The organism is Arthrobacter sp. 2762 (assembly GCF_040548745.1).
Taxonomy (GTDB): Bacteria; Actinomycetota; Actinomycetes; order Actinomycetales; family Micrococcaceae; genus Arthrobacter.
Map to the genome: position 1 here is coordinate 89,621 of NZ_JBEPSI010000009.1, position 14,040 is coordinate 103,660.

At 61.2% G+C, this 14,040-nt stretch carries 13 protein-coding genes; 11 read left to right on the forward strand and 2 right to left on the reverse strand.

All coding sequences use genetic code 11. The features are described from left to right. Positions 1-43: 43 nt before the first annotated feature. Genes ABIE18_RS16745 through ABIE18_RS16765 form a run of 5 tightly spaced genes read left to right on the forward strand, consistent with a single transcriptional unit; the run spans position 44 to position 4,273 of the window. Entirely contained in the window at positions 44-997 is a 954-nt protein-coding gene (locus ABIE18_RS16745) for a carbohydrate ABC transporter permease (protein WP_431116433.1), read from the forward strand. Then, positions 994-1,911 (forward strand): carbohydrate ABC transporter permease, encoded by a 918-nt coding sequence (locus ABIE18_RS16750; RefSeq protein WP_499723767.1) that lies wholly within the window; start codon positions 994-996, stop codon positions 1,909-1,911. The genes ABIE18_RS16745 and ABIE18_RS16750 overlap by 4 nt, the downstream gene beginning before the upstream one ends. A gap of 25 nt (positions 1,912-1,936) precedes the next feature. Continuing rightward, positions 1,937-2,605 (forward strand): Poxvirus protein I5, encoded by a 669-nt coding sequence (locus ABIE18_RS16755; protein ID WP_499723768.1) that lies wholly within the window; start codon positions 1,937-1,939, stop codon positions 2,603-2,605. Between the two features lie 39 nt (positions 2,606-2,644). Next, the gene (locus tag ABIE18_RS16760; protein ID WP_499723769.1) at positions 2,645-3,973 is read left to right on the forward strand and encodes an MFS transporter; all 1,329 of its coding nucleotides are present in this window, start codon (positions 2,645-2,647) and stop codon (positions 3,971-3,973) included. Positions 3,974-3,997: 24 nt separating this feature from the next. Further along, on the forward strand, positions 3,998-4,273 hold the full coding sequence (locus ABIE18_RS16765) for a hypothetical protein (RefSeq protein ID WP_499723770.1): 276 nt from the start codon (positions 3,998-4,000) through the stop codon (positions 4,271-4,273). On the opposite strand, the gene ABIE18_RS16770 is transcribed toward ABIE18_RS16765, so the two are convergent. Together ABIE18_RS16770 and ABIE18_RS16775 are read right to left on the reverse strand one after the other, a co-directional pair. Continuing rightward, positions 4,236-5,690 carry an NCS1 family nucleobase:cation symporter-1 gene (locus ABIE18_RS16770; RefSeq protein WP_499723771.1) on the reverse strand — a complete coding sequence of 485 codons (1,455 nt, stop codon included), beginning with the start codon at positions 5,688-5,690 and terminating at the stop codon, positions 4,236-4,238. The two genes, ABIE18_RS16765 and ABIE18_RS16770, sit on opposite strands and share 38 nt — an antisense overlap. Positions 5,691-5,934: 244 nt before the next feature. Then, positions 5,935-7,962 (reverse strand): DUF6807 family protein, encoded by a 2,028-nt coding sequence (locus ABIE18_RS16775; protein ID WP_499723772.1) that lies wholly within the window; start codon positions 7,960-7,962, stop codon positions 5,935-5,937. Positions 7,963-8,296: 334 nt separating this feature from the next. Here ABIE18_RS16775 and ABIE18_RS16780 point away from each other — a divergent pair, with 334 nt between their 5' ends. The 6 genes from ABIE18_RS16780 (at position 8,297) to ABIE18_RS16805 (ending at position 13,991) form a co-directional block, all read left to right on the forward strand. Then, entirely contained in the window at positions 8,297-9,010 is a 714-nt protein-coding gene (locus tag ABIE18_RS16780) for a YesL family protein (RefSeq protein ID WP_499723773.1), read from the forward strand. A 189-nt stretch (positions 9,011-9,199) separates the two neighbouring features. Then, positions 9,200-10,744: an extracellular solute-binding protein gene (locus ABIE18_RS16785; protein WP_499723774.1), complete on the forward strand. Its 1,545-nt coding sequence runs from the start codon at positions 9,200-9,202 to the stop codon at positions 10,742-10,744. Then, on the forward strand, positions 10,723-11,715 hold the full coding sequence (locus ABIE18_RS16790; RefSeq protein WP_499723775.1) for an ABC transporter permease: 993 nt from the start codon (positions 10,723-10,725) through the stop codon (positions 11,713-11,715). Before ABIE18_RS16785 ends, ABIE18_RS16790 begins: the two co-directional genes overlap by 22 nt. Then, on the forward strand, positions 11,715-12,587 hold the full coding sequence (locus ABIE18_RS16795) for a carbohydrate ABC transporter permease (protein WP_216926833.1): 873 nt from the start codon (positions 11,715-11,717) through the stop codon (positions 12,585-12,587). The genes ABIE18_RS16790 and ABIE18_RS16795 overlap by 1 nt, the downstream gene beginning before the upstream one ends. A 28-nt stretch (positions 12,588-12,615) precedes the next feature. Beyond that, positions 12,616-13,287 carry a rhamnogalacturonan acetylesterase gene (locus ABIE18_RS16800; protein ID WP_499723776.1) on the forward strand — a complete coding sequence of 224 codons (672 nt, stop codon included), beginning with the start codon at positions 12,616-12,618 and terminating at the stop codon, positions 13,285-13,287. Further along, positions 13,284-13,991: a DUF1961 family protein gene (locus tag ABIE18_RS16805; RefSeq protein ID WP_499723777.1), complete on the forward strand. Its 708-nt coding sequence runs from the start codon at positions 13,284-13,286 to the stop codon at positions 13,989-13,991. The genes ABIE18_RS16800 and ABIE18_RS16805 overlap by 4 nt, the downstream gene beginning before the upstream one ends. Positions 13,992-14,040 lie beyond the last annotated feature (49 nt).

A 14,040-nucleotide genomic window follows, 5' to 3' on the forward strand; every position in this document is an offset into this window, starting at 1 on the left:
CATTTGTGTCTGATCCAGGCTTTCCGACCGACGGACTGATCTCGTGACTCAAACCCCAACCCTGAGCAGGCGCTCCCAGTCGTCCGCTCCCTCGCAGCCGCGCACCTCGCGGCGACGAGGGGCGGACGCCCGCGCCGGCTACACCTTCCTGCTTCCTTGGCTGCTCGGATTCATTGCCCTGACCGTGGGTCCGATGATTTCTTCGCTGTACCTCTCCTTTACCAACTACAACCTCTTCGATCCCCCCAAGTGGATAGGCCTGGACAACTACGCCACGCTCTTCCAGGACGAACGTTTCCTGCAGTCAGTGGGAGTGACCCTGAGCTATGTAGTGTTCGGTACCCCTTTGAAGCTTGCTGCTGCCCTGGCGATCGCCATGCTGCTGAACAGCAAGCGAAAGGGACAGGGGTTCTACCGTTCCGCGTTCTACGCTCCCTCCCTGATCGGTGCCAGTGTTTCCATCGCAATTGTTTGGAAGGCGATGTTTGGCGATTCCGGTCCTGTGGATGAGAGCCTGTCCTTCTTCGGGATCAACCTCGGCGGTTGGGTGGGCAATCCATCCATGACGATGCCCATGATGATCCTCCTGACGGTGTGGCAGTTCGGCGCACCGATGGTGATTTTCCTGGCCGGGCTCAAGCAGATTCCTGCCGATCTCTACGAGGCTGCCTCGATGGATGGCGCAGGTCCGGTCCGTAAGTTCTTCAACATCACCTGGCCCATGCTTTCCCCGGTGATCTTCTTCAACCTGCTGATGGAAACCATTCACGCGTTCCAGATCTTCGCCTCGGCCTACATCATCTCCAATGGTGAAGGCGGCCCCGCAGGCTCCACCCTCTTCTATACCCTCTACCTGTACTTGCGCGGTTTCAGCGACTTCCGGATGGGCTACGCCTCTGCAATGGCCTGGCTCCTGGTGATCGTGGTCGGCATCATCACGCTGATCTTCTTCAAGACCTCCAAGTCCTGGGTCCACTACAGCGGTGATTCAAAATGACAACCATGGCAACCCCCACCCAGTCCACGCCCGCCACCCCGGCCCCGCTGTACAACCCGAAGTCCGAGTCAGGCACGGCCAAGCGCATCAAAAGCATCATCTTCCACATCGTTGCGTTGGCGCTTGTGGGGGTAGTCCTCTACCCGGCTCTGTGGATGGTGGCTTCGTCCTTCAAACCGAACTCCGAAATCGGTGGTTCCACCACCCAGCTTTGGTCCAACAACTTCAGCTTCGACAACTTCGTCACGGCCATGGACGGCATCGGCGGGGTGTCCACGCTGACGTTCTTCACCAACTCCCTGATTCTGGCCGTCGGTGCAGTAGTCGGCACCATCCTTTCAGCGAGTGTCTCGGCGTACGCTTTTGCCCGCATCAACTTTCCCGGCCGCGGAATCTTCTTCGGCATGATGATTGCCACCTTGCTGCTCCCGTTCCACGTGGTGATCATCCCGCAGTACATCGTGTTCCAGCAGCTTGGCCTGGTAGACACCTATGTGCCGCTATTGATCGGAAAGTTCCTGGCCGCCGACGCGTTCTTCGTCTTCCTGATGGTCCAGTTCATGCGCAACCTTCCGGCAGAACTGGACGAGGCCGCCCGAATCGACGGTGCCGGACACGTCCGAATCTTCGGCTCGATCATGCTCCCGCTCATGAAACCGGCATTGATCTCGACGTCGATCTTCTCCTTCATCTGGAGCTGGAACGACTTCCTGGGCCCGCTGCTCTACCTGAACACGCCCGAAAAATACCCGCTGCCACTGGCTTTGCGGCTCTTCGTGGACCAGACCCAGAGCTCGGATTATGGAGCGATGATCGCCATGTCAGTTCTTGCGCTCCTGCCCGTGTTGGTCTTCTTCCTGGTCTTCCAGCGCTACATCGTAGAAGGCGTTTCAACACAGGGCCTCAAGGGCTGACGGACACGGAAGGCTGAAGAACAGAATGAGCGTCATGGACACCACAGGAAAGTCATCTTCGGACAGGCAGGCCATCTCGGTCAATCGCTTTGCCCTCTTCGCCGAGACCATCCTCGCCGGAGTCATTGTGCTCCTCCTGTCCGTCCCGTTGGTGACGGCGCCGGCCGCCTATGCTGCCGGCGTCGCGCATCTTGAGCGGCACCTCAGTGGCAGGGATGACTCCCTTCGGAGCCTTTGGGGCAACTTCCGGCGTGCGCTTCCCGGCAGTTGGAAGATCGGAATCACGACGGCGGCAGCCGCCGTCGTGATTGTCCTTAACCTGTTGCTCGCCCTGGTGGGTCAACTGCCCGGGCGGGTACTGATTCTGCCGGCGACCTTGATTCTGGCGGCCGCAGCCGCCGTGCTCCTGCTCAGGATCGCCGGCAACTGGAGCGGGGGAGTGGTCTGGGCGGGCGACGCCGGCCGGAAGTCCGTGGATCTTCCCGGTCCACAGCAGCGGTGGTCGCTCGCCTACTCCCAGGCCAAGGCTGATTTGTTCGGTGACGGGAGCGGTTCGCTGTTGCTCCTCGGGGCCGTTTTCGTGGCAGTCGTTTTTGTGTGGATGCTGCAGGCGCTCTTCGTGATCGTTCCCGGCATGCTGATTCTTGCCGCTGCTGCGGTCAAGAGCAGGGCTGCCAGCCGCACCAAAAACTGAGTGTGCATCCAACAATCTGCTGAATCGAGCTGACCACCCGTGTCACCGCGTCCGTTGCCGCCGCGCCGTCCCTCTGACCAGACCTCGAACTCCACCGACAAAGACGCCGTCTCGCCAAGGCCCCGCTCCACTGAAGCGTGGCACTACGCATTTCGCCACCACAATTACCGGATCTTCGTGACGCTTTCGCTCGTCGGCAGCGGCGGAGTGTGGATGCAACGACTCGCCCAGGACTGGCTTGTCCTGCAACTCACCGGAAGCCCGGCCGCGGTGGGGTTGGCCGTGGCACTTCAATTCCTGCCCATGCTGGTGGTTGGTCCTGTCAGCGGTGTGCTGGTGGATCTCTTTCCGAAGCGCCGAATCCTCATGGTGTGCCAGTCTGTAGCTGCACTACTGGCCGCTGGACTAGCCGTTTGGAATGCCATGGGCGGCACGGACGTGTGGGTTGTCTATGGCTCCTGCATTGCTTTGGGAATTACCAGCTCTATTGATGGGCCCGCCCGGCAAGTCTTCGTCAATGAGGTAGTAGGTGATGCCGGACTACCGGCGGCCATCGGCCTCAACAGCGCGATAGGTCAACTGGGTGCCATGCTCGGTCCCGCCCTTGCCGGCGTCGTCATTGCCCAAGCTGGCCCAGCCGCTGCGTTTGCGACGAACGCGGGGATCGGGGTGGCCGTTTTGGTGATGATCGCCATTATTCGGCCATCTGAGCTTCATCACGCACACGACCCTGACGGCCCGCCGCGGGATAGGCGTGGACAAATCCTGGCAGGCTTCGAGTATGTGAGTGCCAGGCCCCGGCTTCTGCTCATCATGCTGTTGGCGGGTCTCTTGGGAGCCTTCGGCATGAACGGTCCCGTGGTCCTCGCAGCATTCGCTGGCCGTGTGTGGCACAGCGGTCCTGCCGGATTTGGGCTCTTCAATATGGTCAGCGCCTTGGGAGCCTTGGCTGGCGCTCTCCTAGCTGCCCGGATTAAGCACTTGGGTCGCAAGGGGATCGTGGGTAGCGCCGCACTGTTCGGGCTCACGCAGCTCCTTGCCGCGCTCATGCCTACGCAGGAATTGTTTGTAGCCATGCTCGTGGTGGTTGGCTTCATGACTCTCATGTTCCTCACCAGTGCAGCCACCAGCGTCCAGCTCGAAGCTGGTACAAGCGTGCGGGGCAGGGTCTTGGCCCTCTACTTTCCCCTTCTCCTGGGTGGGCATGCCTTGGGAGGCTTGCTCGCCGGCTGGCTCACGGAAGATTTCGGCGTGCGTACGGCACTGCTGGTCACCGGTGCGCTGGGGATGATATCCGCTGTGGTGATCGGGTTGCTGCTGTGGATGTACTGCCGACGGCAGAAACACGGTGAACTCCCAGCGGTCTGAGAGTTGTTGCTTCTTTTGTGAATAGTGACGCGAAGGCAGCTCTCCGCAGGCTTCATCGGACGGTACCATAACACTGCGTTTCAGTTGGGGGGCTCGGACGTCGACGAAATCTCGTCCGAACTTGGCGACGCCGTCCCCGTTCCGCCAGCCGGTTCCAGTTCAGTGGTGGAGGTGCTGGGCCGCTACGCCTTGGAGGTCCACTTCAACCGGCTCTCTCCCACTGACGCCGCCAAGAAGGCCATGGCAGGCTGCTTCGCCGAGGTCAGCCTGAGAATGCTTCTTCGTTGGCGGCAGCCGTGACCGATTCAGCCAGGGTGGTGTCGTGGCGCGAGATGAAATAGTGCACCGTACCCGCCACGCCAGCCCCGATAAACCATGAGAAGGCAGAGGCTGCGGCAAACATGGGAACGAGCGCGAGGATCACGGCCGGGATGGCGGAGACGATGAACGACAGGAGCGCTTTCTGGTTCCAGCCGTGGGTGTACGTGTAGTACCCCTCTTCCCTGAAGAGGTCCCGCACCAGCACACGCTGCCTGCGGAGTACGTAGTAGTCAACCATGATGATCCCGAACAACGGCCCCAGTAGAGCCCCAAGTCCACCGAGGAACAGGTTGATGACCACCGGACTGTTGAACAGGTTCCAGGGCGTAATGACAAGTGCGATCGTCGCGGCGATCAGCCCGCCGCGCCGGAAGTCTATCCGTGAGGGCCAGGCGTTCGCGAGGTCGTAGGCCGGTGACACGAAGTTTGCCACGACGTTGATACCGAGTGTTGCCACGGCGAAGGTGACAGCGCCGAGCAAGAGAGCCCAGATGTTGTCGATCCGCCCAACGATCTCAACGGGGTCGTAGATGTACTCCCCGTACACTTTGAAGGTCCCGGCGGTGACGACGACCGAAACGATGGAAAAGGCGATGAAATTGACCGGCAGCCCCCACAGATTGGCTGTGCGCACGGCCTTGCGGGAAGGCGCGAACCGGGAGAAGTCGCAGAAATTGAGCATCAAGGTGGAGAAGTACGTCACCGTCAGTGCCGTGGCGGCGAAAAACGCGTGGGCGACTCCCCATGGCGCATTGCCCCCGGGCAAGTCGAGGGAAATGTTCCACCCCGCACGGATCAGGATGTAGACCACCAGCACGCCCATCACGGCCCAGACGGCAGGTCCGGCCCAGTCCTGGAACCGCCGGATGGTCTCCATGCCGTTTCGGAGCAGAAGAAGCTGGAGCGACCACATCAGCAGGAAGGCCAGCCAACCAAGCGTGGATTCGCCCAGGAAGTTGTTCTCCGTGAGACCCCGGAGTTCCGGCCAGATCTCCAGGGCGATGACGATGACGGCGCGGGAGGCCAGCCATGTCTGGATCCCGTACCAGGCAATCGCCACCAGTGCACGAATCAGGGCAGGCAGGTTGGCGCCGAACGTTCCAAACGAGATCCGGGCGAGCACGGGATAGGGAACTCCGGTCTTCTGGCCGGCGTATCCGGAGAAATTCATCAGCACAAAAACGATCGCAATCCCGGCAACCAGTGCAAGGAACACCTGCCAAGCACCAAGCCCAAGCGCGAAGAGGCCTGCCGCGAACGTATAGCCGCCCAGCGAATGAATGTCCGACATCCACATCGCAAACAGCGAATAGAAACCCCACGTGCGGTGCTCCGCCGGTGCGAGGTCTTCGTTGTACAGACGCCGGCTGACCCCCGGCGGAATGACGTGAGACACCTGGCCCTCACTTCCCAAACGCCTACATTGGTGCCAATATACTCAGCGATGCAGGCGGGAAATAGACCTGTTGAGGCTCAGCATCCAGGTTCGACGGGCACGAACCTCCACGTTCCCGGCGAAGCGTCAAACGTATGGTCCCGAGCCGCTTCAAAGATCTGGGCTTCCCGCTGTCCGGAACGCGTGGCGGCATGGCCTTGGATGGTCAGACTCGCGGCCCTGAGACCGGACGTGGCGCCAGAGCTCACAGATCGGCCACCAAGCGTTGGATTTCCTGGAGATCCAGCCTTCCGTCACTGATCCAGACGGAGTTGGTGCGCTTGACGGTGGATCCGGCTGTGAGCTCAACGGCCTTGTCCCACGCGAGGGCCGAGCCGACGGCCGGGTATTCGGACAACCGGACGAACCATGGGTCCGGCGATTCCGGTGGCGCGGCAAAAACCAGGGTGGCAGGGCCGCCGTCGAACTCTCCCCTCCACGCCAGCCACGGCGCAACGGAACCATGCACGGCAGGCTCCCCGTCACCTGTTGAGGAGAAGACGCGCGGCGAGCCATTGACAGGAAGACGCCAGAAGAAGCCGCCGTAGCCGCTGCCCGGGGCACCATGCGAACCGGGGCTGCCGAGTGAAACATCGACGACGGCGAGCAGTTCCGTCTCGATGTCGAGGCGCCAAGTGCGCGAGTCAACGACGGTCCGCCCGTATGATCGTCGCTCCTTGAGGACCAAGCCGCCGTCGGAGGCCAGCCAGTCGAGTTCAAGGGTCGTCCGGTCGCCTTCACGGGTGATCTTCGCTGCTTCAATGCGGCCGTGGTCCAAGAGGTCCACATACTTCCCAGCCGATCGGCGGTAGCTCCGGCCGCCCCAGAAGTTGCTGCCATTGACGTCCTGCAGGGCGAATCCCGCGCCGAGATGCCAAACGTGATCCGCCGGCAAGTGATCGGTCACCACTGTGCCGGACAACGTGGAGACCGGGTGGAGGTACGGCCGGGGCGAGAGTTCGGTTTCGAGGTCCGCTCCGCTGCGAAGGGTGGCCGCAGGGTTGTTCCCTGAGGAGAAGAGAGGCTCCGCGCCCGTGGTGGTCGGACGGGCCCAAGGGAGGCCCAATTCGCTGAAGGTGGCGTGGGCGCGGGTGGCACGATCCAGGATTTCCTCGATGCCTGGGATGACGGCGTGGGCCTGATCGCCCTGGCCAACCCAGTCGACACTGGTGTGGGGAATGAGCGCGGGAGCCTCGGCGGTGCGGATGGCCTCGAGGACACGCATGAAGGCGCCGCTGTGATCCAAGGGGCTCAGGAGCGGCGTTCCTGACGACAAGTGCTGGAGCAGGTTTTCGGTGAGGTCGTCGCGGCCGAAGGTGCGGGTCGATTCGCCGTCGCCGTTGCGTACTGTGACACGGTCCTCCGTGTAGTGGAACACGGCAGTTCCTTCCGTTCCGTGGAGGGTGACGTAAGGTTCCACGGACTCGGCGGCGCAAAGCGTCAGGGCGCAGGTGATGGGCAACCCGTCCACGGTCCGCATCCGGATCACCGAGGTGTCATCGGCTTCGATGTCGTTGGCACGGTAGAGGTCGGTCTCCACCGAAGCGAGGTCGTTTGCGGTGCGGGCGCCGGCGATGCGCAAGGCCGTGGCAATGGCGTGGGCAAGCGGGTTCGTGGCCACACCGTCCACGACGTCCACCCCGTCCAGGCTGCGCTTTCCAGCCCATCGCGACCGCTTGTAGTAGGCGCGGTCCCGAACCCATCGGCCGGTAGCCGAGATTCCTTTGAGGGTTCCAATACCGGGGAGTTCGTCCGTGGCTTCGCCGCTGGCCAGGCGTTCAAGTGCCTTGATGGCGTGTGAACCGAGGCTTTGGAATCCGATTTGGACGCTGCGGCCGGCAGCGGTGGCGGCTTCCTGAAGTCGATGGAAATCCTGCATGGACGCGACCGGGGGTTTCTCCAGATAAAGGTCCGCGGCGGAGGCGAGCACTGCGAGTGCCAGCGGCGCATGGGTCTGGATGGGAGTTGCCACAATGATGACGTCTGGCTGGTGTCCACCGGCCAACAGGGCATCCAGATCGGCATGAATGGCCGTGTTCTCCGGCAACGCGCCGGGTGCCGGAGGGTTGGGATCCGCCACAGCGACGAGGTCCACCGTTCCCAAATGGCCAAGACGCTCAAGGTTGCCCAGGTGGTGTGCTCCGAAGCCGTGAACACCAACCAGGGCTATTCTCGCCGGGGCTCTCCCGAGCGTCTTGGTGCTCAGGGCTGACTCGTCGGACGGCTTGTCCATGGTTCTCCTCTGCTGGCGCTGCAACGAGGCAATGACGCCGTCGTCAAGGTAATTCGTGAAGTGTCCCGGCGGGTTCAGGCTACACCTAGCAAGCGCTTTCCCAGACCCGACTGAGCCCAGTGTAGCGCGGATTTGGCCGAAATGTAACGATTCAAGAATTGTCTTGACTCTCGCGAGGGGATGCGTCTAGATTTTCGGGAAAGCGTTTACTGACTGTGACGCGGCCCACCCGGGCTACCCTGATCGGCTCGCATGACTCGTTGTTCTGCCACTTCGCAACAACTTTTCTTGCCAGCCGATCGGGCTTCTTCTGCAACGATGGAGAGGGGATGCCATGGCGTCTGCCGCCTTCGGCTTTAAGGCCTACACGCTCTTTGACACGCTCTTGTGGATTGCATGCCTGAATATCCTGTGGATCATTTTCACGGTACTGGGTGGCGCTGTCCTTGGGTGTGGTCCCAGCACTGTGGCAGCTCACATCCTGGTTCGCGAGAAGGTGCGCGGCGATGCCGTGCCGCTTGTTCGCCGCTTCGCCCGCGAGTACTTCAAGAACTTCGGCAAGGGGAATGCTCTTGGGTTGCCTGTGCTCATGGTGGGCGTAACGCTCATTCTGAATGGGGGGTATTTCTCGGCGGGCTGGGACTTTGGCTCGCAAGTAGCGTCGGCGGCGATCTTCGTCGCTGCCCTCTTTGCTGCCGGAGCGTGCTGCTACCTGTTCCCGATGTTTGCCCGCTACACCTTGCCGCTGCCCCAGTACTTCCTGATGTCCTCACGCTTTGCCATGAGGCACCTCGCCGGCACTGCCATTCTCCTTTTTGTGACTGCGGCCGCCGTGTTTGTTTGCCGTTCGGTGCCCGGATTGATTCCATTCTTTGGAGTCGGGGCGTGGCTCTATGTCACCGGGTGGCTGTGCGATCGCTTCTTTGCTGCGAATGACCATGCCATGGCCGCCGGCGAAGCGGCCGGGGCCGAGGTCCTCGTAACCCCGGCAGCGGCAACCCAGGTACCTGCCGCCCCAGCCGCCAGGCGGGAGGGCAACCTTGTCTGAGGCTCCACGCAACCGCCCTCCCGTTGATACCAGGATGCTCCTTCATCGCTCCTTGGACACCCCGGTGGCCGGCATGAATGAAACGTATCAAAACAAATCATCACTGTGGAGTTTCAAGAGCTTTCCTGCCAACTCCGCAGATACACCCTCGATCTCAACCAACCCCGAAGAAGTGGAAAAGGAACAGCAATGACCAACATCGTCCTGTCCCGTAAGAAACCAACGTTGGCGGCCGCCGTCGTCGTCTCTGCCGCCTTGGCCCTGACCGCCTGCGGTGGCGAAGCGCCGGCGTCGGACCTCTCATCCGTCAAGATCATGGCGCCCTTCCTGGAGGCGCAGCCGCCAACGCCGGACGGCGCCGTGCAGAAGAAGCTTGAAGAGCTCACAGGCAAGGACATCAACATCTCGTGGGCGCCCAACGCCTCCTACGAGGACAAGATGAACATCACCCTGGCCTCCTCCGACATCCCGCACGTCCTGGTGGTCCAGGGCAAGTCGCCGGGCTTCGTGAAGAACGCCGAAGCCGGGGCGTTCTGGGACCTCACCGATAAACTCAAGGACTACCCGAACCTCAAGACCACGTTCCCCGAAGTCCAGCAAAACGCCAGCGTCAACGGCAAGGTTTACGGGGTTTTCCGGGCTCGTAATCCGATCCGCGCCGCCGTGATGTTCCGCCAGGATTGGCTGGACAAGTTGGGCCTGAAGGCGCCGCAGACCACAGAAGACCTTTACAAGGTGGCCAAGGCATTCACCGAGCAGGATCCGGATGGCAACGGCCAGAACGATACCTACGGCATCACGATTCCCAAATGGGGCGCCCTGGGCACCAACAGCCCCTACGACATGATCGAGACCTGGTTCGGCGCCGGAAACCGCTGGACCGAGCGGGACGGCAAGCTGGTGCCGAGCTTCGAAACCGAGGAATTTCTGGAAGCCGATCGCTTCATCAAGAAGATGGTGGACGAGAAGCTCATCAACCCCGACTTCGCCACTTTCGATCCCACCAAATGGAATGAGCCCTTCTTCAACGGCAAGGGCGGCATAATTGTCGACGTCGACTCCCGGGTCAGCGTGCTGATCAACCTTTTCAAGCAGGCCAACCCGAGCGACTTCCAGAACAAAGTGGGCTTCGTAGGCAGCCTGAAGGGCCCGGACGGTGAACTGCACGCCCACCCGACCGACGGCTACTCCGGCTTCCTTGCCATCCCCAAGTCCAGCGTCAAAACCGAAGCTGACCTGAAGAACGTCCTGACATTCCTGGACAAACTCAACAGCAAGGAAGTTGCCGTCCTGATGAACAACGGCATCGAGGGCGTCAACTTCACGGTTGAGGAAGGCCTGGCGGCCACCATCAAGCCGGAAACGCCGGAGGGCAAGGTAGTCAACACCGTCATCAAGAGCTACGCGCAACTCGGAACCAACGTCACAGGGAACAACTTCTACCCGGTGAAGCAGGCGTCCGAGTACGAGCAGAAGGTCTTTGACGACCGCGTTGCAGTGATGGCAAACGATCTCAAGAGTGCCGTGTACAACCCGGCCGCGGCCTTCGTTTCCCCCACGTATGTCGCCAAGGGCGCGCAACTGGACAACATCGTGGCCGACGCCCGCATTAAGTACCTGGCCGGGCAGCTGGACGAGCAGGGCTTAAAGGATGCCATCAAGCTGTGGAACACCAGCGGCGGTGACAAGGTCAAAGAAGAAATAAACAAGCTGTGGCAGGACACCAAGAAGTGACCGCCCCGGTCGTCGAGGCCAAAGCCCGGGAGCGGGCGGCCAGCAAGCCGCCCGCCCCGGCGCGGCGACGCAGCTTTGCAGTCCACTTCGCGCATTACAAATGGTTGTATCTGCTGCTCCTGCCCGGCGTCGTGTACTTCGCGGTGTTCCGTTACGGTCCCATGTACGGTGTTTCGATTGCCTTCAAGGACTACGTTCCGTTCCTGGGCGTCAACGGCAGTCCTTGGGTAGGTCTGACGAACTTCACCGACTTCTTCGCCAACCCGGACTTTCCGAGGTTGCTGGGCAACACACTGATCCTGGCGTTCCTGAACCTCGGGATCGCCTTCCCGCTGACCATCGTCCTGGCCTTGCTGCTCAACGAGGTCCGGCTTTCGGTGCTGAAGCGAACCGTCCAGACACTCGTCTACATCCCCCATTTCCTGTCTTGGACTATCGTGGCGTCGCTGAGCTTCCTGCTCTTCGCCCTGGACATCGGACCCTTGTTCCAGTTCGTCAACGGATTGTTCGGCACCAACGTGGACATCCTGTCCGATCCGAACTGGTTCCGGCCGCTGATTGTGCTTCAGGAGATCTGGAAGAACACCGGTTGGGGAACCATCATCTTCCTGGCGGCGCTGGCCACCGTGGACCAGGACCAGTACGAGGCCGCAATTATCGACGGCGCCGGCAGGTTCAGGCGCGTCTGGCACATCACCTTGCCCGGCATCCGGTCCACCATCATCGTGATGCTCATCCTGGCCATCGGGCAGATGCTCAACACCGGCTTTGAGCAGATCTACCTCATGACCAACGCACTCAACCGCAGCGTGGCCGACGTCTTCGATACCTACGTGTACTTCGTAGGCATCACCCAAGGCGCCTACAGCTACAGCACCGCCGTCGGGCTTTTCAAGTCTTTGGTGGGCATCGTACTGATCTTCGGCACCAACTGGCTGTCCAAGCGGTTCAACCAGAGCGGACTTTTCTAATGAAGATTCACAACACGCGTGGCGGGCGGATTTTCGATGCCGCCAACTATGTCTTCCTGACGCTGATCGGCATCATCACTCTGTTGCCTTTCGTCTACGTCCTGGCAGGATCCTTCGCCAACGAAGCGGAAATTACCCGGCGGGCGTTCTTCGTCTGGCCCGAGCAATTCACGTTGGGGGCCTATGAGTACATCTTCTCCACGCCGTCCTTTACCAAAGCCCTGATCACCACCGTGCTGGTCACACTGGTTGGGACGCTGGTGCAGTTGGTTCTCACCGTCACCATGGCTTACCCGCTGGCTAAGCGTGGACTTCGTGGCCGGAAACTGATCCTGTCCCTGGTGGTTTTTGCCATGGTCTTCTCAGGCGGCATGATTCCGACGTTCCTGCTGGTGAAGGACCTGGGCCTGCTGAACAGCTACTGGGCGCTCATCCTGCCTGCGGCCATCAACCCGTTCAGCCTGATCATCATTAAGAACTTCTTCCAGGAACTCCCTGCCGAACTCGAGGAATCGGCCAAGATGGACGGCGCCACCGAGATCGGAATCCTCTGGCGGATCCTGCTGCCGTTGTCCAAACCGGTGCTGGCCACGTTTGCGCTGTTTTATGCGGTGGGTATTTGGAACGACTTCATGTCTCCCTTGCTCTACCTGAGCGATAACAACATGTGGACCCTGCAGATGTACCTGCGGCAGGTGACGGCTGCCTCGGATCTCCTTGGCACCGGCAATGTGGACCCGTCGTACATCCCGCCCGAGCAAGGCATCAAGTTCGCAGTGATCGTGGTGGCAACCCTGCCCATCCTCATCTTCTACCCCTTCCTGCAGAAGCACTTTGCCAAGGGAATGCTGATCGGTTCGGTTAAGGGGTAAGGGGCCTCGGCATGATGAAAGGAAAATCATGAAAATCCTCCTCGCGGGCGACTCCACCGTGGCAGCCTGCCCCAGCTACGAATACCCGATGAGCGGTTGGGGAGCCCACCTTGCGCCCGAAACCTATTGGTGGGCTGCGGTCCACAACTACGCCAAGGGCGGTGCCAGCACGGAGTCGTTCCGCGATGAAGGCCTCTGGTATCAGCTGCTGGGCCAGACCGTGAAGGGCGATCTCGTGCTGATCCAATTCGGGCACAACGACCAAAAGCGCGCCCATCTCGCTGCCCGGACGGGCTACACCGACAACCTGAAGCGAATGGTGGCCGACGTCCGTTCCAAGGGCGGCATTCCCCTTCTGTGCACGCCAGTGGAGCGCCGGCATTTCACGGCCGGGCGTCTGGACCTCACCCTGGGTGAATATCCTCTGGTGGTTCGCGAGTTGGCGGTTGAGCTTGGCTTGGACCTCATCGACCTCAATGAATGGACCCGCGCGCTGTACCAGGAGCTGGGGGAGGAGGGGTCCAGGGAGTTGTTCTTCCACTTCGCTCCCGGAGAGCATGCGCACTGGGCTGGCGGCCTGGAGGACAACACACACTTCCACGAGAAAGGAGCCAAGCGGATTGCCGGTTTCGTCGCGGAGCAACTCGAGGCCCTCGGCTACGGACTGGTGGCCACCCTTAACGTGGGGGCGAAGGCGTGATCTATGCCAACCCTTTGCGGGGTCCTTCGGATATCGCTGGTTGGGTCGCCGAGGGGCCGGTTCAGTTGGGCATTTACGACGACGGCGGGCCGACCGTGGCCCCGGAGGGAACCGCCGGTTCGGGGCCGGCTTTCGCAGAAAGCACAGCACTTCTCCTTTCCGGTTCCCTCGATCCAGAGGAACACGGAGACCACGCCCATTGGACCCTCTGGTGCCCTGAGGAAGTCCCGGACCATGTCCGGATCAGGTGGGAGTTCCTTCCGCTTGAGGAACCAGGCCTGGCCATGGTGTTCTTCTCTGCGCGGGGGCACGATGGCAAGGATCTGTTCTCTCCCGATTTGGCCCAGCGAACGGGCTTCTACCCGCAGTACCACTCAGGGGATATGGATGCGCTCCACATCTCCTACTTCCGCCACAAATACGCTGCGGAGCGGGCCTTCAGGACCTGCAACCTGCGCAAAAGTGCCGGCTTCGAACTCGTATCGCAGGGAGCGGACCCGCTTCCTCCAGCCGAAGACGCGGGCGGCTTTTATCGGATGGAAGTCATCAAAGATGGTCCGCGCGTGGTCTTTTCGATTAATGATTTGCCCCTGTTTGACTGGGTGGACACCAGCCGGGAACTCCTGGGCGGCGGCTACTTCGGGATACGTCAGATGGCCCCTTTGCGGGCGGCGTACCGGAACCTCTCCATCACTTCGCTGTAGCCCTTTTCCAGCCCTGACGTCCCGTGACGGCCGACACAACGCCATAACC